The organism is Amycolatopsis sp. 3B14, assembly GCF_050958625.1.
Classification (GTDB): Bacteria; Actinomycetota; Actinomycetes; order Mycobacteriales; family Pseudonocardiaceae; genus Amycolatopsis_E; species Amycolatopsis_E thermoflava.
In genome coordinates this window covers 62,663-87,495 of record NZ_JBHZEN010000036.1, presented here as the reverse complement: position 1 = coordinate 87,495, position 24,833 = coordinate 62,663, and the positions used below count along the sequence as shown (strand labels likewise).

Sequence of the window (24,833 nt, the reverse complement as noted above, 5' to 3'; positions counted from 1 at the left end):
TCTCACGAGTGCTGGGGCCGGACGGCGGGCAGGCAGCCGACGCTCCACCCGCCGTCCGGAGTTTCACAGGTAGGCCTCGGCCGACCAGGTTTCCAGCTTGTGCTGGATCGCCTGCAGGGCGCGCAGTGCGGCGACCCCGTCGAACGCGCGGTGATCGAAGGTCAGGCCGAACCGCGCGACCGGGCGGATCGCGACGTACTCCTCGCCCTCGGGTGAGGTGACGGCCACCGGGGTGCGGACGATCGCCGGGATCCCGAGCGAGGCCACCTGCGGCCGGGTCAGGATCGGCGTGGCGGTCACCCCGCCCGCGCTGCCCGAGTTGCTGATCGTGATCGTGCCACCCGTCAGGTCGGCGGCGCTCACCTGCCGGTCACGAACGAGACGCGTCAGGTCCGCCATGGCGTCCCCGAGCGCGGGTGCCGTGAGGCGCTCGGCGTCCCGGATCACCGGGACCAGCAGCCCCTGCGGCGCGTCGATGGCGACGCCCAGGTTCACCGGACGCCAGCGCAGCAGGTGGTCCTCGGTGAAGGTGGCGTTCAGGTCCGGGTGCTCGGCCACCGTCGCGCACAACGCCCGCGCGATGAAGGGCAGGAAGCTCAGTTTCGTCTCACCCCGGGCGAGCCTGCGCTCGTTCACCTGCGCGCGCACCCGCGTCACGGCGGACATGTCCACGTCCACCTGGGCGGTCAGCTGCGGCGCGGTGCTCACCGACTCCAGGAGGTTGCGGGCGATGGCGCGGCGTTGCGGCGTCAGCGGGACGGCCTCGTGGGCGACCTCGTCATAGCCCCGGGGCAGCTCCACTCCCCCGCTGCGGACGGCCGCCGGGCGGGCCGGTTGCGGCGCCGGTGTGGCGGGCTGCGGCGCCGTTTCCCGCGCCGCCGTCGCGGCCTCGATGTCCTTGCGCGTCACCCGCCCGCCCGGGCCGGTGCCGTCGATCCGCGCGAGGTCCAGGCCGCGCTCCTTGGCCAGCTTCCGCACCAGCGGAGTGGCCGGTTTGCCGCGCCCGGCCACTGGTGCGGCGAACGCGGGCAGGGGCAGCCATCCGGCCCGGAGGACCAGGGACGCGTCCTCGGGTGGCTCGGCGACGGCGAGCGGTGCCGGCTTCGCCTCGGTGGCGCCGGGGGCGTGCCCGTTGACCGACGGTTCCGGTCGCACTGGCGCGACCGGCTCCGGCTCCGGCGCGGGCGTGGCGGCCGGCGCGGGTGCGGGCGTGGCGGCCGGCGCGGGTGCGGGCGTGGCGGCCGGCGCTGGTGCGGGCGTGGCGGCCGGCGCTGGTGCGGACCCGCCGCGGATCGCCTCGGCGATCTCGTCGTCGGTGGCCTCCGGCGGCGCGAAGCGGGCGATCACGGCGCCGACGGGCACCTCGTCGTTGATCTGGGCGACGTAGCCGACGAGTACGCCGGACACCGGTGACACCACTTCGGTGTCGACTTTGTCGGTCGACACCTCGCACAGCGGCTCGTCGGCCTCGACGCGGTCGCCGGGCGACCGCAGCCAGGAGGTCAGCACGGCCTGTTCCACCACACCCATGTGCGGCAGGTGGACATCGATCAGGGTCGTCATGGGAGATCTCCGGATCAGGCGCGAGCGAGCCGTCGGGCCAGCTCGACGATGTCGGTGACGCTGGGGAAGCAGAGGTCTTCGAGGAAGCGGCTGGCCGGGATCGGCGCGTCGACCGCGCCCAGCCGGGCCACCGGCGCCTCCAGCGCGTAGAAGCAGTGCTCCTGGATCAGCGCGGCGATCTCCGCGCCGGGGCCGGCGGTCCGGGGCGCCTCGTGCACGATCATCGCGCGCCCGGTCTTCGTCACCGAGGCGAGGATCGTGTCCCGGTCCAGCGGGACCAGGGTGCGCAGGTCGATCACCTCCAGGTCGATCGACTCCGCCGACAGCGCCTGCGCCGCCTCGAGAACGCGCGGGACCATGCAGCCGTAGCTGATCACGCTGACCGTGGTTCCGGGCCGCGCGATCGCGGCCTGGCCCAGCGGGATCACCAGGTCCGGGTCGGAGGGCACCGGGCCGCGCTTGAAGTTGAGCTGCTTGCTCGGGTAGTACAGCACCGGGTTCGGATCCCGGATGGCGGCCTTGAGCAATCCCTTGGCGTCCGCGGGATTCGACGGCACGACCGCCTTGAGCCCCGGGAAGTGCATGGGCAGCATTTCCATCGAGCCGGAGTGCTCCGGACCCGCACCACCGCTGGGGCCGATCGGCATGATGATCACGGCGGGCAGTTCGAACTGGCCGCCGTGCATGTGCCGCCACTTGCCGAGCTTCTGGAAGATCTCGTCACCGGCGATCAGGCTGAAGTCGGCGAAGCCGAGCTGAATCACCGGGCGCATGCCGGTCATCGCCGCGCCGGCGGCGGCGCCGACCATGAAGGCCTCGGTGATGCCGGTGTTGCGGACGCGTTCCAGGCCGAACTCCTCGACCAGGCCGCGGCCGCCGCCGAAGAAGCCGCCCATCGCCACGTCCTGCCCCATCAGGAACACGGTCGGATCGCGCCGCATCTCCTCCGCCAGCGCCGCACCCTGGGCGGCGTCGTAGCTGATCACGGCGGTGTCGGGCACCGTTTCCACGCTCATGCGAACACGTCCTTCAAGATCACGGTGGGGTCGGGGTAGGGGGCCGCTTCGGCCTCCTCGAGCGCGGCGGCCACCTCGTCACGGGCCTCGGCCACGATCTTGTCGGCCAGATCGCCGTCCACGCGGGAGCGCATGATCTCCAGCGGATCCCGGTAGTCCGCCAGGAAATCGGCGGGGCGGTACTGCTGGGCGTCGCCTTCCCAGTGGCCGCCCACGCGGGTCACCGTCGCTTCGATCAGCGTCGGCCCTTGCCCGGCCCGGGCCCGTTCCACGGCCTTCGCCACCGCGTCGTACACCGCGAGCGCGTCGTGGCCGTCGACGACCTCACCCGGAACGCCGTAGGCTGCGGCGCGTTCGGCGATCGTCTTGGTCGGGCTGACGTCCTCGAACCGGGTGGAGACCGAAATACCGTTGTTCTCGCAGAAGTAGATCAGCGGCAGGCGCCACACCGAGGCCTGCAGCAGCGTCTCGTGGAAGGTGCCGCGTGCCGAGGTGCCGTCGCCGAAGTCGGCGAGCGCCACCTGCGAGGTCCCCCGCATCTTCGCCGACAGCGCGGCGCCGGCCGCGATGTGGAAGACGCTGCCCAGGGAGGCACCCTCCCCCATGATGCCCAGCGACGCGTCGGCCCAGTGCGGAACGCCGGCGCCCTTGCCGCCGGTGGATCCGGTCGCCTTGCCGAGCAGGTCACCGATGATGGGGCCAAGCCCCATGCCCTTCGCCAGCGGCCAGGTCACGCCGCGCCCCTGGTAGAACAGGTAGTCGTCGCGTGCGAGCGCGGCGGCGGCGCCCGTCGCGGCCGCCTCCTGGCCCTTGCCCGGATGCCAGTACCCCGCGAAACCGTGGTCGCGGATGTGGACGGCCAGGGCGTCCTCCACCGCGCGGGCCCGCGCGATCGTGGTGAACAGCGCCACCGACAACTCGGTGCGGTCCACTGTGGTCATTGCCCCTCCTCGTGTGCTTTCCGCCTCGTTCCCGCGGCGAGGACCGCCACCACTGCCACCAGCGACAGCGCGGCGACCAGGATGAACGCGATGGTGTAGGACGATCCGGCGTAGATCGGCTGGCCGCCAGCGACGGCGACGACCTGCAGCGCCAGGACGATGAAGATGATCTGCACTCCGGCGCTGGATCCCAGGCTTTGCAACAGGCTCACCACACCGGCGGTCACCCCCTGCTGGTCCGGCGGGACCGCGGCGATCACCAGGTTCGGCACCGCGCCCATCGCAAGTCCGCTGCCGGCGCCGCTGATCAGGTACCCGGTCACGACCTGCCACGGTTCGCCGTGGAGGAACGCGAGCGCGACCGAGCCGACGGCCATGAGGGTCGCCCCGAGCACCAGCAGTCGGTGCGGGCCCAGCTTGCGGGCCAGCGCACCGATGGCGAAGCCGCCGAGCATGGTCGCCACTCCCGCCGGTACGAGGTACAGCGGCACGTCGCTCGCCGTCGCGTCGAACCCGTAACTGCCTGCCAGCGCCCTCGGCGTCTGCACCATCAGCGGGATCAGTACGGCCGCGGCCGTGACGGCCGTCATCACGGCCGCACCCGCGACCATCACCGTCCACACCGGACGGGCGCGGACCACCCGCAGGTCGACCAGCGGCTCATCGCCGCGCCGCTGGTGCCACCACCACAGCACGCCCGCGAGCACACCGCCGAGCAGGGGCAGCAGGGCCGCGAGGGACCCCCAGCCGTGCTCCGGGCCGAAGGTCAGGCCGAGCAGCAGCAACGCCACGGCTCCGCCGAGCAGCACCCCGCCCAGCACGTCGAGGCGAGCCGGCAGCCGCAGGGGCGACTCCGGCACGAGGACCAGCAGGGCCACGAGCGCGAGCGCCCCGAGGCCCGCCAGGAACCAGAACACACCCCGGAACCCGAAGTGGTCGATCAGGAAGCCGGACAGGAACGGGCCCGCCACGGTCACCAGCCCGATACCGGTGGTCGAGATGCTCGCACCCAGCGCGAGCATGCGGCCGGGCATGACGTCGCGCATCAGCGAGTAGGTCAGCGGGCCGGCGGCGATCATCAGGCCCTGCAGGGCGCGGCCGGCGAGGACGACGCCGAAGGTCGGCGCGAGGGCCACGACGATCGAGCCGACGATCATGGCTGCCGTCAGCCACACCATGACCTTCTTCTTGCCTCTGATGTCGGCCGACTTGCCCGCCAGCGGGACCGCGATGGCGCCCACCAGGCTGAGGATCGTGACGACCCAGCCGATCTGGGCCGTCTGGAACACGGCCGACATCTCGGTCAGCGCCGGCGTGACCAGCTGGAAGGACAGGGCCACGACCTCGGTCACGAACACGAGGACCGTGAGGACCGCGATCGCACGGCCGAGCCCGAGCTCGGCGGCGCGCACTGGGGCCTCGGGCGGCTGCACTGCCGTCAAGGATTCACCTCCGCTTCGTTGCGGAACCACCGGGAGGTGGCCTCGCTCACGGGCAGCCTATTCCGATCAACTGATCGAATCAAGTGTTCGGTTCACTTGCTCGGTAGACTGACCTGAATCCGGCACGAGGAGGACCGATGGCCCGGCGGAGTGGACCGCGCGACGGTGAGGCGACGCGCGCGGCGCTGGTCGACGCGGCGGCGAAACTGTTCGCCGAGCAAGGCGTGGACGGGGTATCGATCCGAGCCGTGAACACCGAGGCCGGGCTCGCGCCCGCGGCCGTGCACTACCACTTCGGCAGCAAGGACGCCCTGCTCAACGCCGTGCTCCTGCGGGACGGCGAGCCGGTGCGCGAGCGGATCCACGGCCTCGCCGAGGAGCTGGCGGCGCGGGAGACGGTCCCGACCGCGCGAGATCTGGTCGGGCTGCTCACCATCCCCTACCGGGAGCTGATCGAACGCGACCCCGAGCGAGCGGCGCGGTGGCTGGCGATCTGCGGGCAGCTGAGCCTCGCCCACGACGAACGCCTGCTCGGCACCGCACCCGCCACGAACAAGCTCCTGCACGAGCTCGTGTCCCGGGCTTACCCGGACGTGCCCGCCGACGAGCAGGAGCTGAACTGGAGCATCGCGGCCAACACGTTGATCCAGATGACGGCGCGATGGTCGTGGGCCATGGGCGGCGTCCCGTCGGAGGAGACCGAGCGCCAGCTGACGGCGCTGGCGGAGTTCGTGGCCGGCGGGCTGGACCACGCCATGGCTGTCGCCGCGGCGCGGTCCAGCGCCTGAACAGTCAGTCCGCCGGGCGGTGGCGGGCGAGCTCGCGCCGGGCCACCACCATGCGGTGCACTTCGTCCGGGCCGTCGATGAACCGCATCGTCCGCGCCTGGACCCACAGCTCGGCCAGCGGCGTGTCCTGCGACAGGCCCGCGGCGCCATGCACCTGGATCGCCTTGTCCAGCACCCATTCCGTCATCGCGGGCGCGGCGACCTTGATCGCCGAGATGTCGGTGCGCGCGGCACGCGCGCCTTCCCGGTCGATGAGGGAGGCGGCACGCAACACGAGCAGCCGGACCTGGTCGATGCGCACCCGCGCTTCGGCGATCCATTCCTGGATCACCCCTTGGTCGGCGAGCCCCGTGCCGAAGGTCTGCCGTTCGAGCGCCCGCCGGCACAGCAGTTCGAGCCCGCGCTCGGCCATCCCCACCATGCGCATGCAGTGGTGAATCCGCCCCGGCCCGAGGCGGGCCTGGGCTAGTGCGGTGCCCGCACCCTCCTCGCCGAGCAGCGCGGTCCGCGGCACCCGGGCGCCGTCGAACTCGACCTCACCGTGTCCGCCGCTCGCGCCGTGGGTGTAGCCGAACATCCGCAGCCCGCGCACCTTCCGCACCCCGGGGGTGTCCGCCGGCACGAGGACGATGCTGTAGCGCGACTTCGGCGGCGCGGCAGGATCGGACACCCCCATCACGACGAGCAGCTCGCACTCATCGGCCAGCAGCCCGGTCGACCACCACTTGCGGCCTCGCAGGACGTACTCGTCGCCGTCCCGTTCGATCGTGGTCGTGAGGTTCCCCGGATCGGACGAGGACACCCCGGGTTCGGTCATGCAGTACGCCGACCGGATGGCGCCGGCCAGCAGCGGGTGCAGCCAGCGCCGCTTCTGCTCGTCGGTGCCGAACAGGGCGAGCAGCTCCATGTTGCCGGTGTCCGGGGGCGCGCAGTTGAGCGCTTCCGGCGCGATCGCGGGACTGCGCCCGGTGATCTCCGCCAGGGGCGCGTACTGGACGTTCGTCAGCCCCGCACCGTGCTCGGGATCAGGCAGGAACAGGTTCCACAGACCACGCCGCTGCGCCTCGGCCTTCAGGTGCGCCATCACGGCAGGCCGCCGGTTGCCCGCGGCCACCTCGTCCGCGAACTGGTCCTCGACCGGGTAGATCTCCTCGTCCATGAAGTCGAGCAGTTCCCGCCGCAGCTTCTCGGTGCGCTCGTCGAAGGTGAAATCCACTGCCCCTCCTCAGACCAGGTCCAGGCCGCGCGACACGAGCGGCTCGACCATGTCGCCGATGCTGGCGAACCCCTCGCCGACGGTGAGCCCCTGAGCATGGCGGTAGTGGATGCCCTCGAGGATCACCGCGAGCTTGAAACACGCGAAGGCCTGGTACCAGGCGAAGTCGTCGAGACGCAGGTCGGAGCGGCGCCGGTACCGCTGGGCGAGCTCACCCCAGGACGGGTAGCCCTCGTGCGTCCCGGCGGTGCCCGCGATCGGGTTGTCGATCCCCCGCCAGCCTTCCCAGAACAACCACACCAGCCCGAGATCGGTCAGCGGATCGCCGAGCGTGGACATTTCCCAGTCCAGGACGGCGCGCAGCTCCGGGGCGCCGGACAGGTCGAAGATCATGTTGTCGAGCCGGAAGTCACCGTGGACGACCGCGCCGCGCTGGTCCGCGGGCACCGCGTTCGCGAGCCGGGTCGCCAGCTCGTCCAGTCCGGGCAGGTCGCGAGACCGCGAGCCCGCCAGCTGTTTCGACCAGCGCGCCACCTGCCTGCCCGCGAAACCGGCCGGGCGACCGAAGTCGCCGAGCCCCACCGCTCCGGGATCGACCGCGTGCAGCGCGGCCAGAGCGTCCACGTAGGCCTCCCCCAGCGCGCGACGCCGGGCGACCGGAACTGCCGCGAGGTCGGCATCGGTCCGCAGCACCGTGCCCGGGACGCGGGCCATCACGTAGAAGGATGGATCCGCGGAGGTGACCACCACCCGCGGCACCGGGAACCCGGCCCTGCCGAGGGCTCGCTGTACGCGTGCCTCACGGTCCATGTCGTGGGCGGTCGCCAACACGTGACCGAGCGGCGGACGGCGCAAGACCCACTCGGAGGCGCCGTCGGTGAGCACGAAGGTCAGGTTGCTGCGACCACCGGACAGCAGGTCCGCGCGGAGCGGGCCGGCCGGTTCGATGCCCGCCTCCCGGAACAGGCGGCTCACCAGCCCGAGGTCGATCGCCTCGGCGTGGTCCTGGAGGGGCGGGCTTGCCATGCGGATTCTCCTCGTCGAGACGCTTGTCCGATCAGTTGTTCAAATCATCTGATCGGATAGCGGCCTCGTCAAGCGGCCGCCTGGCACGTCACAGCTCACGACCCGGACACCAGGGCTTCCAGCACTGCCAGGACGGGCCCCGGATCCGCGCCGAGGACAACCGTCCGGTACATCGCGGCTCCCACGAGCAGATGCGTGAGGGCCTCCACGTCGTCCGGAACTCGTTCACCCCGCCCCCGCGCCCGCCGCGCGACCTCGCCGAGCGCATCGCGTGTCGCCGCGTCCACCCGCGCCACGAACCGCTCCCGGAGATCCCCGTCTCCCCGGGAATCCGCGATCAGGCCGCCGATCACCGCGGCGACCTCCGGCCTGCCGAAGTCGTCGGCGAACGCGGCGAAGATCGCTGCCAGATCGCCGCCCAGACTGCCCGTGTCGGGCACGACGAGATCGGGCGCTCCCGAGAACACGACGTCGAACACGAGTTCCGCCTTCGACGTCCACCGGCGGTAGAGCGAGTTCCGGCTGACGCCGGCACGCGTGGCGAGCGCGTCGAAGGTCAGCTTGCCGTACCCACCCTCACGCAGCAGTGCCAGTGCGGCGTGGCGGATGCGCTCGTCGACCTCGGGGCTGACCGGACGCCCGCGCCTGCGGCGACCTTCATCGCTTGACACGGCTCCAGCATATACGGAACATTCTGCTCACTAATTCGCGACGACGCGAGGAGCCCCCATGGATCACCGAGTGCTCGGCCACGCCCTCACGATGATCGACCGGCCCACGCCGGAGAAGGCGATGGAGCTGGACCGCATCCTCCGGGACGCACAGTCCGAAAAGGACCACGAACGGATCGAAAACATGTGGCGCGGCAGTGAGTACGCCGCCGAAGCGCTGCGCTCGCGCTACCAGCCGAAGCCGTGTGACATCACCGGACTCGCCCGCATGCCCGAAGACACCCTGGGTGGCGCCTACGGCAGACACATGACCAGGCACGGCCTCCGGCAGGACTTCTATCCGGAGGTTCCCCCGTCCGACGACACGCTCTACCTCCGGCAGCGGATCTACCAGACGCACGACATCATGCACACCCTGCTCGGCTACTCCACGAGCGTCGCCGACGAAACCGGGATCACCGGCTTCTACCTGGGCCAGCAGGACCGCTACCTGCCGGCGGAGGGAGGCCTGGCGATGATCCACAGTGTGATCCAGGAATCGACCGTGCTCCTGCACCACGTGCTGGCCGACCCCGAACAGGCGCGGCGACACCTGCACGAGCTCGCCACCGGATTCGCGCGAGGGCGCGCCGCCAAGCCGTTCCTGTCCTTCGCGCTGGAAGAGATGTGGGAGCGTCCCATCGCCGACGTCCGCGCCGACCTCGGCATCACCCCGCGGACCATGGAGGTCTGACGTGGCAGCGCTCCTGACCCCGGCGGCAGTCGAGTCCGCGCTCGCCCGCCTGCCCGGGTGGATCGCCGACAGCACCGGCCTGGAACGCACGATGTCGTTCGGCACGTTCCCGCTCGCGATCGAGGCGGTCAACCGGGTGGCGGAAGTGGCCGAGAAGATGAACCACCACCCCGACATCGACATCCGCTGGCGCACCGTCCGGTCCCGCCTCACCACCCACACCACCGGCGGCATCACCACGCAGGACGTCGAGCTGGCCGAAGCGCTGCAGATCCTCCTCGACGGCGCCTGATCCGACGTCTCCGGCTTTGACAGCGGGGCCGGCGGTGCGCCACAATCCAAGCAAGCGCTTGGTTGGAGGACAGCATGGCAACCGAACCGGCCGTCGTCGCCCTTCCCGGGCGCCGCGGATTCGACACCGTCCAGGCCGCCCTGGACGCCCTCGCCCGCGGCGGCATCGTGCTCGTGGTCGACGACGAGGACCGCGAGAACGAGGGTGATCTGGTGATGGCGGCCGAGTTCGCCGACGCGCGGTCGCTGGCGTTCTTCGTCCGGCACACCTCCGGGTTTCTCTGTGTGGCCATGCCCGCCGACCGCGCCGACCGGCTGGACCTCCCCCCGATGGTCCCGCCGGCCGCGAACGCCGACTCGCACGGGACGGCGTTCGCGGTGGCGTGCGACGCCGCCGAGGGCGTCAGCACCGGGATCTCGGCCGCGGACCGGGCGCGCACCGCCCGGATGCTCGCCGCGGAGACGACCCGTCCCGCCGACCTCAGGCGCCCCGGGCACGTGATGCCGCTGCGCGGCCGGCCCGGCGGTGTCCTCGAACGGCCGGGGCACACCGAAGCGACGGTCGACCTGTGCCGCCTCGCCGGGCTGTCCCCCGTCGGCGTGCTGTGCGAACTGGTGTCGGCGGATGGATCGATGGCCCGCAGGCCCGAACTGCTGGCCTTCGCGCGCGAGCACGATCTGCCGATCATCACCATCCGGCAGCTGATCGCCCACCGGCGACGCCACGGGCTGGCGGCCGTGGCCGTCACCACGATGCCCACGGCGGAGGGCACCTTCACGGCGCACGCCTACCGCGGCGTGGACGGCGCCGAGCACCTCGCACTGGTGATGGGCGAACCGGACAAGGCGCCGGCGCCGCTGGTCCGGGTGCACAGCGAATGCCTCACCGGCGACGTCTTCGGCTCCCAGCGCTGCGACTGCGGCGCGCAGCTGCGGCACTCGCTCCGGTCCGTCGCACGGGAAGGCACCGGCGTCGTGGTCTACCTGGGCGGCCACGAGGGCCGCGGCATCGGCCTCACGGCGAAGATGGCCGCGTACGCGCTGCAGGAACGCGGGTACGACACCGTCGACGCCAACCACGAGCTGGGCCTGCCCGCCGACCTCCGGGACTACACCGAGGCCGCCGCGATCCTCCACGACCTGGGCGCGGGACGGGTGCGGCTGATGACCAACAACCCGGCCAAGTGCGCCGCGCTGGAGTCCGGTGGCATCGGGATCGCCGAACGGGTGCCGATGCCGGCCGCCGTCACGCCGGACAACATCGGCTACCTGCTCACCAAGAACGTCCGGATGGGGCACCGGATCGCCGGGATCAGCGAGACCCGCGCGTACGGAACGGCCGGCGGCTGACGCCTCACCCGAGCCCGCTCCCCACGGTCATGGGGATCCGCTCGGCACCGCTCATCGCCGACAGCCCGGCGGGCACGGCCGGTTCCCCGGCCAGGGCGAGGCCCGGGAACCGGTCGAGGAACAACCGCAGGGCCTCGCTCATTTCGGTCCGGGCGAGCAGGTGCCCGAGGCACATGTGCCCGCCGACCCCGAACGTCAGGTGCCTCCCCGCGTCCACCCGGCGCAGGTCGAACCGGTCCGGGTCGGCGAACATCGCCGGGTCCCGGTTGGCCGCGAAGGTGTTGAGGATCAGCGCCGTGCCTGCCGGGATCGTCAGGCCGGCGTACTCGACGTCCTCGACCGCCTGCCGCAGCAGCACGTGCAGGGACGGTTCCAGCCGCATCGACTCCTCGACGGCCGCCGGGATCGCCTCCGGCGCCGCCCGCAAGCGCGACCACAGCCCGTGTTCCACCAGCAGTTGTATGGCCGACCCGAACTGGTACCGGGTCGTGTCGTGGCCGGCGAAGAGCAGGTTCAACAACGCCCCGCACAGTTCGTCCGGGGTCAGGGTGCCGGTTTCCCGCTGCGCGGCGATCACCGTGCTCACGAAATCGTCGCCGGGTTCCGCCCGTCGCCGTTCGATCAGCTCGCCCAGGTACTCGCGCAGGCCGCGGATCGCGGCGTCGATTCGCGCCATGTGCGGCTGGAGCGGGAACTTGGCCAGCAGCCCGAGGTCGACCGTCCAGCCGCGGAAGCGGGCGATGTCCGCCTCGGGCACGCCCATCAGCGCGCACAGCACCTCGATGGGGTAGATGTCGGTGAAATCGCCGACGAGGTCGAAGGGATCGCGATCGGTCAGCCGGTCGAGGAGACGGGCCGCGATCTCGCGCATCCGGGGACGCAGCCCCTCGATGCGCGGTCGCGTGAAGCCGTACTGCAAGGCCTTGCGGATCCGCGCGTGCCGGGGCTCCTCGATCATGGGCAGGGACGCCTGCGTGGCGTACCACATGATCTCCCCGGACGCGCCGAGGTCCCGGTAGTAGGACGGCCCCACGCTGTCCAGCCGGCGATCCACGCTCAGCTCGCGGCACGCGGCGTAGGTGATCACCTCGTACCCGCGCACCGTCCGCACGATCCACGACTCGTCCCGTGCGGCGGCGAAGGCAGCGGAGGGATCGCGCCGGCACTCGTCTCCCAGGAGGTCGAAGTCCGGCACGCTCGGGCCCACCGTCACGACTCCAGCGACCGGGAGGCGTCGTAACGTTGCTGCGCCCGCTGGTTGGCCGCGGTGAGCGCCTTCTGGAACTCGCCTTCCGACCCGGAGAACGTCCGCCAGTTCTCCACCCTGCGGGTGGCCGAATCCTGGAAGTGCGGCGCCACCTCGCGCGCGAACAGCTCGTAGGAGTCGAGCGTGTCCCGCGGACTCGCCCAGTCGAGCACCCGGATCAGGTGCGTGCCGTACCCGCCGGAGATCTCCTGCATGTACTCGATGTGCTCGATGACGTCCTCCGGCGAACCCACCACGCCCAGCTGCGAGGCGCGGAAGACGTCCAGCCAGGGCGCGTCTTCCGGCAGGCCCGATGTCTCGTACACGGCCTTGAGGAAGCTCGCGTCACGCAGCGCGTAGCGCGCCGCATGGTCGATGCCGTAGGCGACCTGCCGTTCGGCCTCCTCCCGCGTCGGCGCGACATGCACGCAGCTGACCAGACGCCAGTCGGCGCGGTCGGGTTCGCCGAAACCGTGTCGAGCGAGTTGTTCGGAGTACATCTCCCAGTGCTTGGCCAGCACCTTGCTGCCCGCCGGACTGGCAGCCGCCAGCGCCAGCATCGGCAGCCCGAACCGGCCGGCCAGGTTCGCCCCGGCCGGGGACACCACAGCGGTGACGGCGATCGGCGGATGCGGTCGCGTATAGGGCAGCATCTGCAGCTGCGCCCGCCGCAGTTCGAACCAGTCGGTCTTGCGGTCGATCACCCCGTCCTCGGTGAACAGGGCGAGGATCGCCTCCAGCGACTCCTCCATCCGCTCCCGCAGCTGCGTGTACTCCAGACCCATCATCGCCGCGTCCGACGGCAGCGCCCCGGGCCCGACCCCGACGATCAGCCGGCCGCGCGTGAGGTGGTCGAGCATCGTGATGCGCTCGGCGACCATCAGCGGGTGGTGGTAGGGCAGCGAGATCACGCCGGTGGCGAGCTTGATGTCACGCGTCCGCTGGGCCGCGGCCGCAATGAACAGCTCCGGGCTCGAGATGATCTCCCAGCCGCTGGAGTGGTGCTCACCGATGAACGCCTCGTCGAACCCGAGGCGGTCCAGGTGCTCGACGAACTGCAGGTCGCGCTCCAGGTCCCAGGTCGGGTTGTTCCCGGGTTTGTGCTCCGGCCCGAGGAAGACACCGAACCGCATCCGGCTCGACACACTGCTGGTCATCAGACTCCGATCCCTCAATCCATCACTCGCTCGGTCTGGTGGGCGCCGGCCGTGGCGTCCGCGCCGGTGCGCACACCCAGCACGTCCTGGCGCCGGCCGTGCGGCAGCAGGACCGCGAGCAGCAGGCTCACCAACCCACAGCCGGCGGCCACCGCGAAGGCCACCCGGTATCCGGTCTCGCTGTAGAACACGCCGCCACCGGCCTGGACGACGTTCGCCGTCAGCGCGGCGAAGGCGACCTGGATCAACACGACGGTGCCGATGTTCTGCCCCTCCAGCGCCATGATCGACGCGATCCCCTGCTGCTCCGGTGGTGAGGCCTGCACGACGAGGTTCGGCAGACCTCCGTACGTCGCACCCATGCCGGCACCGAACAACACGAGCAGACCGGCGACCTGCCACGCGTGGGAATGCCAGATCGCCAGGCCGAGCGCGGACCCGGCCAGCAACACCGCGCCGGTGATCATCGGCGTGCGGATGCCCCAGCGCGCGGCCTTGGCGCCGCACAGGAAGCCCGCGACGACCATGGCCGCACCGAGCGGCGAGAGGAAGTAGGCGACGCCGATGGCGTCACTGCCGAAACCGTAACCGCCGCCGACCTCACGCGCGGTCTGCAGCATGCTCGGCACGATCGACGACACGATGCCCGTGGCGGCGTAGACGGAGGCACCGAGCAGGAGCGTGGTCCACATCGGACGACTGCGCAGCAGCGGGAGGTTGATCAGCGGCTCGGGGAACGACCGGTCCCACCACAGCCATGCCGCGAAGCACACGACCCCGCCGATCAGCAGTCCGAGCACCGCGGGCGAACCCCAGCCCCACTCCGGGCCCTCCCCGAGCCCGAAGACCAGCGCGGCGCCGCCGAGCCCGAGCAAGACGGCTCCCGGCCAGTCCAGCCTCGCCTTCACGCGCAGCGGCGATTCGGGAAGCAGCGCCAGCACGGCCACGATGCACACGGCCTCGTAGATCGCGACGAACCAGAAGATCGACAACGCCCCGAAGGAGTCGATGAGCCACCCGGCGAGGAACGGCGCCAGGATGAACGTGATTCCGGAGCCGGTGAGGGTCACGGCGACTGCGAACGCGATGATGCGCTTCGGGAACACGTCGCGGATCAGCGAGTACGCGAGCGCCGGCGTGATGTAGAGCAGCCCCTGCAGGGCCCGGCCGACGATGAACAGCGCGTAGTTCGGCGCGAGCGCGGACAGGACCGCGCCGAGCGCCGCGAGCCCGGTGGCGACGAGCAGCATCAGCCGCTTACCGCGCAGGTCGGCGAGTTTGCCGACGACAGCCATCACCACGGCCGCGGCGAGGTTCGCGATGGTGATCGTCCAGCCCACCTGGTCGGTTCTGTAGTGCGCGGCGATCCCCGGAAGCGCGGTGGCCACCAGGTTGTATGAGAACGCCGCGAGTTCGGCGAGCAGCACGATGGCGAGCAGCCCGAGGACACGACGTGGCGTCCAGGTCCGGTCCACGCTGTGGTGGCCGGGACCGGCGGTGTCGGGGTGGGAAGACGATTCGGCGACCACTACGGACCTCCTGCGGTGCGTCGGTGCACTCCAGAGACTCCGGTCACACTAGACAACCAAGCGCTCGCTTGGCAAGGGGTGCTAGCGTTGCGGCACAAGGAGTCATCACAGTGGAAGGCGGGACAATGTCGGACTTCTCCGCCAGGACCGGAGCGGCGTTCGTCGCCGGCGGCACCGGTGGCATCGGCCAGGCGATCGTCCGCACGCTCGCGGCACGCGGCAGCGACGTCGCGTTCACCTACCGGTCGAACCACTCCGCCGCCGACGACCTGGCCCGCGAGGTCAAGGCCCTCGGCCGCCGGCAGAGTGCCCTCCGGCTCGACCTCGCCGACGAAGCGGCGACAGCCGACGCCGTCGGGCAGGTCGTCGCGGAGTTCGGCGGGCTGCACACCGTGGTGTACGCGGCCGGCCCGCACGTGCCGATGGTGCATCTGAGCAAGGTTTCCCCGGCCCAGTACCGGGCGCAGCTGGACGCCGACGCCGCCGCGTTCTTCAACCTCGCCCATGCCGCCCTGCCGCGCTTGCGGGAGAGCAAGGGCAACATCGTTGTCGTCACCACGGCGGCCACGCGCCGGTTCCCGGTGCGCGACGGACTGTCCTCGGGCACGAAGGGCGCGGTGGAGGCGGTCGCGCGGGCACTGGCGGCCGAGGAGGGGCGGTTCGGGATTCGCGTCAACTGCGTCGGCCCCGGCATGCTGACCGACGGCATGGCCGAGCGGCTGATCTCCTCCGGCGAACTCGACGACGCCGCCCTGGAGGTCACCCGCCGCAACATCCCGCTGCGCCGCTTCGGCGATGCCGAAGACATCGCCGAAGCGGTCGCGTTCCTCGCCTCGGACCGGGCCGACTTCATCACCGGCCAGTGCCTCGACGTCGACGGCGGCTACGGCGTCTGAACCGGGGCCGGTTCGAGGAACCGGCCCAGCACCGCGAGCAGCTCGGCGCGGATCCGGCGGCTGACCGACGCGCCGGGCTGCATCGCGGTGAACGCGTGCGGCACACCGGGCACGACGTGCAGTTCGGCTGCCACCCCTGCGGCCTGCAGGCGCAGCGCGTACTGCACGGCCTCGTCCCGCAGGCAGTCCGCCCCGGCGGCGAGCACGTACGCCGGCGGCAACCCGCGCAGGTCCTGGGCCACCGAGGGTGATCCCCACACCGGCGGGGCTCCGACCAGCGGTCCGAGGTAGTGGCCCCAGCACAAGCGCGCGTCCTCGGCGTTGAAGACCGGCGCCGCGGACAGCGCGGCCATCGACTCCGCGCCCATGGTCGCGTCCAGGAAAGGGCAGAGCAGGACCTGCCCGTTGATCACGGGACCGCCGGTGTCACGGGCGCGCAACGCGAGCGCCGCCGCCAGGCCCGCCCCGGCCGACATGCCCGCCACCACCAGGGGCGCCCCGGACGCGAAGTCCAGCAACGCGGCGTAGCAGTCGTCCAGCGCCGCCGGGTAGGGGTGCTCCGGGGCGAGCCGGTAGTCGACGGAGACGACCACCGCGCCGGTGTCGGCGGCGAGCCTGGCGCAGAACGGCTCGTCCTCATCCGGGTGTCCGATGCAGTACCCACCGCCGTGGATCCACAGCACGACGGGAGCCGCGTCGCCGGCACCGTCCGGCACGTACCGGCGAACCGGCACCGGATGCGCGGCGGCGACCGTATGGTCCGTCCTGGCGACGCCGTCCGGCCACGGCACTTCCGGCCACTCCGCACGCGCCTTCGCGCTCAGCTCCCGTTGCGCGGCCGGGTCGGCGAACTGCAGGGGCGGCATCGCCGCCAGGAACTCGGTGAATTCGGGATCCATGCGTATCCTTCCGATCATCCGGTGCCCGTGGCACCGCCATCGACGACCAACTCGGTTCCGGTGAGGTAGCTGGAGTCGTCGCACGCGAGGAACAACGCGGCTTGCGCCACCTCGTCCGGGCGGCCCGCACGGGCGAGCGGGGTGCCCGCCCAGTGGGCGGGGTCGGCCAGCACCTCCGCGGGCACGCTCTGCTCGAGCATCGGTCCCGCGATGGCGCCCGGGATCAGGCAGTTGACGCGGATGCCCTGGGCCGCGAGCTCGGCCGCGGCGACCTTGGTGAGGCCGCGCAGCGCCCATTTGGTCATTCCGTAGGCGCCGTGCCCGGGATAGCCCGTCGTGCCCGCGGTCGAAGACACGTTGATGATCGACCCGCCGCCGCTCATCCGCTTCGCGGCCGCGCGGATACCGAGGAAGGGCCCGTGCAGGTTGACCGCGAAGATCTGCCCCAGCCCGGACACCGACTCCTCCATCAGTGGCCGGGTCCAGTAGCGAGCCGCGTTGTTGACCAGGACGTCGAGCCGGCCGTGGCGCGCCAGGACACCGTCGAGGACCTCCTCCCACGCGGCCTCGTCGCTGACGTCCATGCGTGCGAACTCACCGCCGAAGCCGGCGGCCGTCGCGCGGCCACCGGTTTCGTCCACATCGGTCACCACCACGCGCGCGCCCTCACGCGCGAACAGGGCCGCCTCGGCGGCGCCCTGTCCGCGGGCGCCGCCGGTGATCACCGCGACCTTTCCGGCCATCCGCATCAGGCGCGCTTCTCCTTCGCGCGGAAGTGCGGGATGACGTGCTCGCCCCAGTTGCGGATGGTCTCCAGGCACACCTCCTGCGGGACGGTGCCCATCTGGATCAGGCACAGCACCTCGTCCACCCCGACCCGCTCCAGCTCCGTCACGTAGTCGATCGCGGTCTCCACGGTGCCGTAGGCGTGGTCGATGTTGTAGTTCGCCGACGCCAGCGAGCGCTCCGAGTACTGCGGAAGCTCGCCGCGGTCGTAGGCCGCTGCCCGCGACTCGGCGCGCTCCCGCATGAAGGCCACGTTGTCCTCGTTCACCGTGTCCCCCGTAGGCGGCTTCTCCCCGCCGAGATGCCAGTAGCCGATCGACTCACCGAAGAACCGCTGGCCGCGAGCGCCGATCTCCTTGGCCTGCTCGGCGTCGTCGAGCACGATCGTCGGGCACAACGCCACGAACTGGTCGTTGGTGACGTCGGAAACGAGCTTCTCCCCGGTCCGCGTCTCGCACCGCTCCCGGTAGAGCTTGTGCTGGTGCGCCACGCTGTCGAGTCCGGCGAACCCGAAGATCAGCGCGCCCACGCCGAGGTCGGCCGAGTGCACGACGGTGTCGGGCTTGGTGCTGGCCAGGTAGAGCGGCGGGTGCGGGCGCTGGATCGGGCGCGGCAGGATGCGCAGCGGCGCGTTGCCCTTCGGCGCCTGCAGGTCGAGCAGCTTGCCGTGCCATTCGAAGTCGTCCGAGCGCCAGGCGGCGCTCACGATCCGCAGGGCTTCCTCCACCTCGGCAGCCGTGCGCTCGGGATCCACGTTGCACAGCGCGGCCTCCTGGAGGGTGCCGCCACGCGCCGCACCGAGGTTCAGGCGCCCGTTGGACAGCACGTCGAGGAAAGCCGCCTTCTCCGCCACGCGGGTCGGGAAGTTGTAGTTGAACGGCATGCACACCGCGCCGTGGCCGATCCGGATGCGCGTGGTCTTCGCCGCGACCGTGGCGAGGAACAGCTCCGGAGCCGACATGTGGGAGTAGTGCTCGAGCCCGTGGTGCTCGACGGCCCAGATCCCGTCGAACCCCATCTGTTCGGCGAAGACGGCCTGCTCCACCGAGTCGAGGATCACCTGACGCTCCTTCTCCGGCGTCGGATCGGCGATCTGGGCCTCGAAGATCATCGAGAACTTCACGGGTCGTGCCTTTCTGTCGGTCTATCGCTTGCTTGGTTGCTGCGCGCAGGGAGATGCCCTGCCGGAATGCGGGGTGGGGTCAGGCCGCGCGCAGAACGCGGCGGCTGCGGGCCATGGTGTCGACGCGGCGGCCCAGCAGGGCAAGCCGGGCTGCCACGGTGACGTCGGCGAAAGCCGGTCCCCGCGCCGAGTGGACGATGTCGGCGGCGTCGACGCACACGCCGGCGCCGACCGGCAACCCGCCGTGCCTGCGAACCAGGAGCCGGACCTGGGTGAGGACCCGGGCTCCGTGCGCGAGGTCGGCCGCGACGGCGATCAGGCCGACGGTCCGTCCGTGCAGACGAGCCCGGGCCAGCGACTCGGGCACCCGGCCGGGAAGGTCGCCGTCCGGCCAGTCATCGCAGGCGATCAGGACCGCGTCCGGGTCAGACCGGTCGTCCGATGTGGACATCGCGGCGTCGAGAACCAGCGGCAGCGCCGGAGAGTCGCCGAGACACAGCGCGGAACGGGCGGCGACGGGAGCGCGCCGGGCGCGGACGGCAGGGATGTCGAGGATGGAGGTCATGGCCATCTCCCACTTCGCTGTAGGGGGCACGACCGATGTAACCGCGCTCACGCGCGGCGGTCAAGAGACTCAGAGTCTCTTTCTTTACCTAGATCGGTTCAGTCGGTCTCGAGCGCCGCGCTCCACATCCGGGTGAGCACCTCGAGGATCTCCCCGCGATCGACGTCCCAGCCGTGCAGCGACCAGCGCAGGAACATCTGCTGCAGCTGGCCGAACAGCAGCACCGCCCGCGCCTTGGCCTGCTCGGGATTCCAGCGCCCGCCCTTCTGCAGGGCGGTGCTCAGCATGTCGATGTCGCGTTCGAAGCTCGTCTGCTGCCGCTCCCGGACCGGATCCTCCAGCAGGGCCGCCTCGGTCACCGCGGCGGAGGCGATCCGGGTGCGCTCCCACACCCGCAACGTGGTGTCCAGCCATTGGGCGATGCGCTCGCGGGTGGGTTCCTCGGCCAGTTCGGCGAGCGCGGTGTAGACCGGCTCGTACTGCTCGTCGAGGTGCCGCAGCACCTCCATCACGACGTCGGCCTTCGACTTGAAGTGCCGGTAGAACGTCGCCCGGGTGGTGCCCGCGGCGGCCGTGATGTCCTCGATCGACGTGGCCACGTATCCGGTCAGCGAGAAGCAGTCCACGGCGGCCTCGGCGAGCCGCGACCGGGTCTGCTCGCGGCGGGCTTGGCGAGCACCGCCCTGTCGCGTCGCTTCCTCCGGCATCCGGCTCCCTCGTCTCGTCGGCTGGCCCTGCTCCAGCAAACCAAGACCGCCCGCGCGGACACAACCCGGCGGTCTCACCCGTGCTCGATCCACACGCTCTTGTGCTCCAGCCACTCGTCCAGCGTGTGCGGCCCGTTGGACGTCCGGTTGCCGCTCTCCTTCTGGCCGCCGAAGGGCAGCGCCCAGTGCAGCCGTCGGTAGGTGTTGACCCAGACCGTGCCCGCGCGCAGGCCCGCGATCATCCGGTGGGTGCGGGACAGGTCGTTCGTCCACAGTCCGGCCGCGAGGCCGTAGACCGTGTCGTTGGCCAAGTCCAGGGCATGGCTGTCCGAGGAGAACGGCAGCGCGACCGCGACCGGGCCGAAGATCTCCTCCTGGCAGACCCTCAGCCGGTTGTCCGGGGTCGCGAACAGCGTCGGCTCCACGAAGTAGCCCCCGGCCAACGGGGATGCCGGGTCGAACAGCTCCTTGCCGCAGCGCCCGCCGAACACCCGACGGGCGCCCTCGGCCTCGGCGAGGTCCAGGTAGCCGCGCACCTTGTCGTACTGCGTGTCGAACGCGACCGGTCCCATCGTGGTCTCCGGGTCGAGCGGATCGCCCAGCCGGATCGCGGCGGCCTGCCCGCGCAGCCGCTCCACGAACTCGTCGAAGATCGAGTCCTCGATCAGGATGCGTGAGCCCGCGATGCACGCCTGCCCGGCGCTGCCGGTGAAGATCCCGGCGGCCACGCCCGCCGCCGCCGCCTCCAGGTCGGCGTCGGCGAAGACGATGTTGGGTGACTTGCCGCCCAGCTCCAGCCCCAGGACCTTGAGGTTGGTCACCGACCGTTGGGTGATGCGGCGACCGGTCGCCGTCGAGCCGGTGAAGCTGATCTTCGCCACGTCCCGGTGCTCGACCAGGGCCTCACCGGCAGTCGCTCCCTCGCCGCACACGATGTTCACCGCGCCCCGCGGGATCCCCGCCTCGCTCAGGTGGCGGGCCGCGGCGAGGATCGACACCGACGCCCGCTCCGGTGGCTTCACGACGACGGTGTTGCCCGCGGCGAGCGCCGCCGACACCTTGGCCAGGAACATCGCCAGCGGCGCGTTCCACGGGATGATCACGCCGACCACGCCGAAGGGTTCGCGCACCGAGTAGGTGTGGGCGGCCGGTGAGATCGACACCGTTTCCGCGGTGATCGTCTCCGCCAGGCCCGCGTGGAACTCGATCTGCGCGGCACCACCGAGCACCGCGGGCCGCGCCTCGGTGCTCGCCCGGCCGTTGTCGGTGGCGTCGAGCCGCCACAGTTCCTCGGCGTGGTCGCGGACCGATCGCGCCCAGGACCGCAGGATCGCCGCGCGCTCCATCGGCGGGGTCGCGGCCCACCCCGGTGCCGCCGCCCGTGCCGCGGCCACCGCATCGTGCACGTCGAAGGCTTCCCCGGCGGGAATGCGGGCCCACACCTCCCCGGTGGCCGGGTTGACGCTGTCGAGCCACTGGCCGCCGCGGGCCGGGCGGAATTCGCCGTCGATGTAGTGGGGGTGGTCGCTCACGCGTGCTCCAGCCGCTCGATGATCGTCACGTTCGCGGTTCCGCCGCCTTCGCACATCGTCTGCAGGCCGTAGCGGCCTCCCGTGCGTTCCAGTTCGGCGAGCAGGGTCGTCATCAGGCGCGCCCCGGTGGCGCCCAGCGGGTGGCCGAGCGCGATCGCGCCCCCGTTGACGTTGACCCGCGACGGATCGGCGCCCGTTTCCGCCAGCCAGGCCAGGACCACGCTGGCGAACGCCTCATTCACCTCGAACCGGTCGATGTCGCCCAATTCCAGCCCGGCGCGCTCCAGTGCCGCCGCGGTCGCCGGGATCGGCGCGGTCAGCATGAAGATCGGGTCCGCGCCCAGGACCGACATGTGGTGGATCCGGGCGCGGGGCGTGAGCCCGTGCCGCTCCACCGCGCGTTCCGAGGCGATCAGCACCGCGGCCGCGCCGTCGGAGATCTGGCTCGACACGGCCGCGGTGAGCCGGCCGCCCTCGGTCAGGGGCTTGAGCTGCGCCATCTTCGATGTGCTCGTGTCCCGCCGCGGCCCCTCGTCCGCGGTGACCCCTGCCAGCGGCAGGATCTCGCCGGTGAAGCGGCCTTCGTCGGTGGCACGCACCGCCCGCCGGTGGCTCTCCACGGCGTAGGACTCCATGGCCTCCCGCGTGATGCCCCATTTCTGGGCGATGAGCTCGGCTCCGTGGAACTGGTTGACCGGCTGGTCACCGTAGCGTTCGCGCCAGCCGGCGGATCCACTGAACGGGTTCTCGAACCCGAGTTCCCGGCCCGCCTTGCGGGAGGTGCCCATCGGGATGGCGCTCATGTTCTGGACACCGCCGGCGATCACCAGGTCCGCGTTGCCGGACTGGACGGCCTGCGCCGCGAAGTGCACGGCCTGCTGGGACGATCCGCACTGCCGGTCCACGGTGGTGCCGGGCACGTGCTCGGGCAGGCCGGCCGCGAGCCAGGCGGTGCGGGCGACGTTGCCGCCCTGACCACCGACCGTCTCCAGGCAGCCGAAGATCACGTCCTCGACCGCGCCCGGATCCACGCCGGCGCGCTCGACGAGTCCCGCCAGCACGTGCGCGCCGAGATCCGCCGGATGGATAGCGGCGAGCCCGCCGCCCCGCCTGCCGACCGGGGTGCGGACGGCGTCGACGATGTAGGCCTCAGCCATGTGGTTGTCTCCCTTGCTTCACAGCGACGCGGCGAGCGCGGCCAGCCCGTCCAGACCGCGCAAGGTCGTCGCTTCGTCCGAGGTGGTCAGCCAGAACACGACCCGGTCGATGCCCATGTCCGCGTAGCGGTCCAGGGCCGCCGGGTGCGGGCAGGCGTTGAACAGCGTCACCGGGATGTCCGCACGCCCAGCGTCCCCGGCCCGCTTTCGCAGCTCCTCGACGCGCCGCGCGAGGACGGGCTCGAAGTCCTCGACGGCTCCCGGTGGCGGGTCGGTGACCTGGTCGGTGCCGGCCCGGTAAGGCATCCAGCCGTCGGCGAAGGCGACCACGCGCTCCAGCACCCGCGGCCCCATCCCGCCGAGCAGTACCGGGGGTCGTGGCCGCTGCACCGGCTTCGGCCACGACCACAGTGGACCGAAGCGCACGAACTCGCCGTGGTAGGCCGCCTCGTCCTGGGTCCAGATCGCGGTCATCGCCGCCAGCCGTTCGCGCAGCACGGCGAACCGGCGGCCGGGATCGGTGCCATGGTTGCGCAACTCGTCGGCGTCGGAGCCGGCTCCGACACCGAGCAGCAACCGTCCGCGCGAGAGCTGATCGAGGGTGGCGATCTGCTTGGCGAGCACGACCGGATCGCGCTGAGGCACCAGGCAGACGGCGGTGCCGATCCGTATCCGGGTGGTGGACGCCGCCACCGCGCCGAGCGTCACGAGCGGATCGAACACCGTGCGGTAGTAGCCGGGGCTGTCCGCGCCCACCGGAACGTGGGTGTGGTCGGGGAAGAAGACCGAGCCGAACCCCCGATCCTCGGCGGCCCGGGCGAAGCCGACCGGGCTGATCGAGTCCGCGGACGGGAAGAACTGCACGCCGGCCTCCATCAGGCCCGCTCCCAGCGCTGGGGCAGCACGTCGTCGCGCGCGGTCATCGGCTCCAGCAGGTGGCGGCTCAGATCGCCGAACAGGTCGTTGCCGATGCGCCGCTCGGTGAACCGCCAGCGGCCGTCCACTTTGGCGAACCGGTCGAGGTAGTCCCCGGCGATGACGGGCTGCAGCGGGAACGTCCCGGCGTGCTGGACCACGAGCACGGAGGAGTACGCGCGGGCGCGGTCCGGGCCGTCGTCGTCGACGAGGAGGTTGCTCACGATGTGCCGGGTCCGCGGGGTGCCGTTGGGGTGGACCCGCACGAACCGTTGCCACAGCGCGGTGACGGCGGCCGGGTCCCGCTGGGCGACCAGGTCCTCCCCCACGTAGAGGTCCGCATCGGCGAACAACTCGCCCAGCTCGGTGAACCGGCCGTCGTCGAGGTAGTACGGGTAGAGGTGGACAAGTCGCTCGATCTGGCGGTGGTCGTCGCCGCCGATCACGCCGTGTACCTCGCGGCCGAACCGGCGTTGACGTCGATCACCGAGCCCGTGATGTGCGGCGTGGCGGGTCCGATGAGGAACAGCACCGCCGCGGTGATCTCCACCGGCTCCAGCAGGGCGACCGGCTGGACGTGGTGTTCCCGGAGCAGCGCTTCGACGTCCTCCCACCCGGGCGCCGCCAGATCCGGCCGCAGCGCGCGGTAGAGCGGGTCGTTGTGCACCATCGGGGTGGAGGTGTTGCCCGGCGCGACCGCGTTCACCGTGATGCCGAACGGCGCGAGGTCCAGAGCCGCGGCCTTCACCAGGCCGATCACGCCCCACTTCGAGGCGACATAGGGCACCGAGCCCGGCACGGCCATCCGCGCCTGGTTGGACGCGGTTGCCACGATCCGGCCGTAGCCGCGCTCGATCATGTGCGGGGCGACCGCCCGCAGGGACTGGAAGACCCCGGTGAGGTTGGTCGCGACCACCTCGTCCCACACGGCCCGGTGGGCGTCCTGGATGGACCCGCCGCCGTGTACTCCGGCGTTGGCCAAGAGTACGTCGATCTTCCCAAACCGGTCGATCGCCGCGTCGACGGCCTTGCCCACAGCACCTTCGTCACCGACATCGCCGGTGAGCGCGAGCACGTCGCGGCCGTGGGCCCGCACGAGGTCCGCGCTCTCCGCCAGGTCGGCCTCGGTGGCGAGCGGATACGCGACGTGCGGCGAGTCGGCACAGCGGTCGAAGAGGACCACGTCGGCGCCCTCGCGCGCGACCGCCTCGGCGTGCGACCGGCCCTGCCCCCGCGCTCCCCCGGTGACGAACACGACCTGTCCGTCCAGCTGCCCGGCCATGC

At 71.5% G+C, this 24,833-nt stretch carries 25 protein-coding genes; 5 read left to right on the top strand and 20 right to left on the bottom strand.

All coding sequences use genetic code 11. The features are described from left to right. Positions 1-63: 63 nt before the first annotated feature. From ACCP09_RS21060 to ACCP09_RS21045, 4 genes are read right to left on the bottom strand one after another with little or no spacing between them, the layout of a single operon-like run. Positions 64-1,563, bottom strand: coding sequence for a dihydrolipoamide acetyltransferase family protein (locus ACCP09_RS21060; RefSeq protein WP_433749260.1), 1,500 nt, complete (start codon positions 1,561-1,563; stop codon positions 64-66). A gap of 14 nt (positions 1,564-1,577) precedes the next feature. Next, the gene (locus ACCP09_RS21055; RefSeq protein ID WP_433749257.1) at positions 1,578-2,579 is read right to left on the bottom strand and encodes an alpha-ketoacid dehydrogenase subunit beta; all 1,002 of its coding nucleotides are present in this window, start codon (positions 2,577-2,579) and stop codon (positions 1,578-1,580) included. After that, positions 2,576-3,520 carry a thiamine pyrophosphate-dependent dehydrogenase E1 component subunit alpha gene (locus ACCP09_RS21050; protein ID WP_027930177.1) on the bottom strand — a complete coding sequence of 315 codons (945 nt, stop codon included), beginning with the start codon at positions 3,518-3,520 and terminating at the stop codon, positions 2,576-2,578. The genes ACCP09_RS21055 and ACCP09_RS21050 overlap by 4 nt, the downstream gene beginning before the upstream one ends. Next, complete coding sequence (locus tag ACCP09_RS21045) at positions 3,517-4,953, bottom strand: MFS transporter (RefSeq protein WP_228685268.1); 1,437 nt, start codon at positions 4,951-4,953, stop codon at positions 3,517-3,519. Before ACCP09_RS21045 ends, ACCP09_RS21050 begins: the two co-directional genes overlap by 4 nt. Positions 4,954-5,099: 146 nt before the next feature. Here ACCP09_RS21045 and ACCP09_RS21040 point away from each other — a divergent pair, with 146 nt between their 5' ends. Then, positions 5,100-5,750 (top strand): TetR/AcrR family transcriptional regulator, encoded by a 651-nt coding sequence (locus ACCP09_RS21040; RefSeq protein WP_433749253.1) that lies wholly within the window; start codon positions 5,100-5,102, stop codon positions 5,748-5,750. 4 nt (positions 5,751-5,754) lie between these two features. Here the strand turns inward: ACCP09_RS21040 and ACCP09_RS21035 are convergent, their stop codons facing one another. The 3 genes from ACCP09_RS21035 to ACCP09_RS21025 all read right to left on the bottom strand — a co-directional run bounded on the left by ACCP09_RS21035 (position 5,755) and on the right by ACCP09_RS21025 (position 8,663). Next, positions 5,755-6,966 carry an acyl-CoA dehydrogenase family protein gene (locus tag ACCP09_RS21035; RefSeq protein ID WP_433749250.1) on the bottom strand — a complete coding sequence of 404 codons (1,212 nt, stop codon included), beginning with the start codon at positions 6,964-6,966 and terminating at the stop codon, positions 5,755-5,757. Between the two features lie 9 nt (positions 6,967-6,975). After that, positions 6,976-7,992, bottom strand: a complete 1,017-nt coding sequence (locus tag ACCP09_RS21030) for a phosphotransferase family protein (RefSeq protein WP_433749247.1) — start codon at positions 7,990-7,992, stop codon at positions 6,976-6,978. 95 nt (positions 7,993-8,087) lie between these two features. Continuing rightward, positions 8,088-8,663: a TetR/AcrR family transcriptional regulator gene (locus ACCP09_RS21025; protein WP_433749244.1), complete on the bottom strand. Its 576-nt coding sequence runs from the start codon at positions 8,661-8,663 to the stop codon at positions 8,088-8,090. Between the two features lie 58 nt (positions 8,664-8,721). Between ACCP09_RS21025 and ACCP09_RS21020 the strand changes: the two genes are divergently transcribed. The 3 genes from ACCP09_RS21020 (at position 8,722) to ribB (ending at position 11,037) form a co-directional block, all read left to right on the top strand. Further along, positions 8,722-9,396 carry a Coq4 family protein gene (locus ACCP09_RS21020; protein WP_027930179.1) on the top strand — a complete coding sequence of 225 codons (675 nt, stop codon included), beginning with the start codon at positions 8,722-8,724 and terminating at the stop codon, positions 9,394-9,396. 1 nt (position 9,397) lies between these two features. After that, on the top strand, positions 9,398-9,688 hold the full coding sequence (locus ACCP09_RS21015) for a 4a-hydroxytetrahydrobiopterin dehydratase (RefSeq protein ID WP_433749241.1): 291 nt from the start codon (positions 9,398-9,400) through the stop codon (positions 9,686-9,688). 74 nt (positions 9,689-9,762) lie between these two features. After that, positions 9,763-11,037 carry a 3,4-dihydroxy-2-butanone-4-phosphate synthase gene (ribB, locus tag ACCP09_RS21010; protein ID WP_433749238.1) on the top strand — a complete coding sequence of 425 codons (1,275 nt, stop codon included), beginning with the start codon at positions 9,763-9,765 and terminating at the stop codon, positions 11,035-11,037. 4 nt (positions 11,038-11,041) lie between these two features. Here ribB and ACCP09_RS21005 read toward each other — a convergent pair whose 3' ends face one another. The 3 genes from ACCP09_RS21005 to ACCP09_RS20995 are packed head-to-tail and all read right to left on the bottom strand — an operon-like array spanning position 11,042 to position 14,969. Further along, a complete protein-coding gene (locus ACCP09_RS21005) occupies positions 11,042-12,250 on the bottom strand; it encodes a cytochrome P450 (protein ID WP_433749235.1) in 1,209 nt (402 codons plus the stop codon). Next, positions 12,247-13,440: an LLM class flavin-dependent oxidoreductase gene (locus tag ACCP09_RS21000; protein ID WP_433749232.1), complete on the bottom strand. Its 1,194-nt coding sequence runs from the start codon at positions 13,438-13,440 to the stop codon at positions 12,247-12,249. The genes ACCP09_RS21005 and ACCP09_RS21000 overlap by 4 nt, the downstream gene beginning before the upstream one ends. Positions 13,441-13,454: 14 nt before the next feature. Beyond that, entirely contained in the window at positions 13,455-14,969 is a 1,515-nt protein-coding gene (locus tag ACCP09_RS20995) for an MFS transporter (protein ID WP_433749229.1), read from the bottom strand. 110 nt (positions 14,970-15,079) lie between these two features. Between ACCP09_RS20995 and ACCP09_RS20990 the strand changes: the two genes are divergently transcribed. After that, the gene (locus tag ACCP09_RS20990) at positions 15,080-15,865 is read left to right on the top strand and encodes an SDR family NAD(P)-dependent oxidoreductase (protein ID WP_228684685.1); all 786 of its coding nucleotides are present in this window, start codon (positions 15,080-15,082) and stop codon (positions 15,863-15,865) included. On the opposite strand, the gene ACCP09_RS20985 is transcribed toward ACCP09_RS20990, so the two are convergent. From ACCP09_RS20985 to ACCP09_RS20940, 10 genes are all read right to left on the bottom strand, one after another. Beyond that, complete coding sequence (locus tag ACCP09_RS20985) at positions 15,853-16,764, bottom strand: alpha/beta hydrolase (protein ID WP_433749225.1); 912 nt, start codon at positions 16,762-16,764, stop codon at positions 15,853-15,855. The two genes, ACCP09_RS20990 and ACCP09_RS20985, sit on opposite strands and share 13 nt — an antisense overlap. A gap of 14 nt (positions 16,765-16,778) precedes the next feature. After that, positions 16,779-17,513, bottom strand: a complete 735-nt coding sequence (locus tag ACCP09_RS20980; protein WP_433749222.1) for an SDR family NAD(P)-dependent oxidoreductase — start codon at positions 17,511-17,513, stop codon at positions 16,779-16,781. Next, entirely contained in the window at positions 17,513-18,673 is a 1,161-nt protein-coding gene (locus ACCP09_RS20975) for an LLM class flavin-dependent oxidoreductase (RefSeq protein ID WP_433749219.1), read from the bottom strand. The genes ACCP09_RS20980 and ACCP09_RS20975 overlap by 1 nt, the downstream gene beginning before the upstream one ends. 79 nt (positions 18,674-18,752) lie before the next feature. Next, on the bottom strand, positions 18,753-19,238 hold the full coding sequence (locus ACCP09_RS20970) for a hypothetical protein (RefSeq protein ID WP_433749217.1): 486 nt from the start codon (positions 19,236-19,238) through the stop codon (positions 18,753-18,755). A 98-nt stretch (positions 19,239-19,336) separates the two neighbouring features. Next, complete coding sequence (locus tag ACCP09_RS20965; RefSeq protein WP_027930187.1) at positions 19,337-19,945, bottom strand: TetR/AcrR family transcriptional regulator; 609 nt, start codon at positions 19,943-19,945, stop codon at positions 19,337-19,339. Positions 19,946-20,019: 74 nt separating this feature from the next. Then, positions 20,020-21,477, bottom strand: a complete 1,458-nt coding sequence (locus ACCP09_RS20960) for an aldehyde dehydrogenase family protein (RefSeq protein WP_433749213.1) — start codon at positions 21,475-21,477, stop codon at positions 20,020-20,022. Continuing rightward, positions 21,474-22,634 carry an acetyl-CoA C-acetyltransferase gene (locus ACCP09_RS20955; protein WP_433749210.1) on the bottom strand — a complete coding sequence of 387 codons (1,161 nt, stop codon included), beginning with the start codon at positions 22,632-22,634 and terminating at the stop codon, positions 21,474-21,476. The genes ACCP09_RS20960 and ACCP09_RS20955 overlap by 4 nt, the downstream gene beginning before the upstream one ends. Before the next feature lie 18 nt (positions 22,635-22,652). Continuing rightward, complete coding sequence (locus ACCP09_RS20950; protein ID WP_027930190.1) at positions 22,653-23,510, bottom strand: LLM class F420-dependent oxidoreductase; 858 nt, start codon at positions 23,508-23,510, stop codon at positions 22,653-22,655. Further along, positions 23,510-23,995 carry a nuclear transport factor 2 family protein gene (locus ACCP09_RS20945; RefSeq protein ID WP_433749206.1) on the bottom strand — a complete coding sequence of 162 codons (486 nt, stop codon included), beginning with the start codon at positions 23,993-23,995 and terminating at the stop codon, positions 23,510-23,512. The genes ACCP09_RS20950 and ACCP09_RS20945 overlap by 1 nt, the downstream gene beginning before the upstream one ends. After that, positions 23,992-24,831, bottom strand: a complete 840-nt coding sequence (locus ACCP09_RS20940; RefSeq protein ID WP_433749203.1) for a mycofactocin-coupled SDR family oxidoreductase — start codon at positions 24,829-24,831, stop codon at positions 23,992-23,994. The genes ACCP09_RS20945 and ACCP09_RS20940 overlap by 4 nt, the downstream gene beginning before the upstream one ends. Positions 24,832-24,833: the final 2 nt, after the last annotated feature.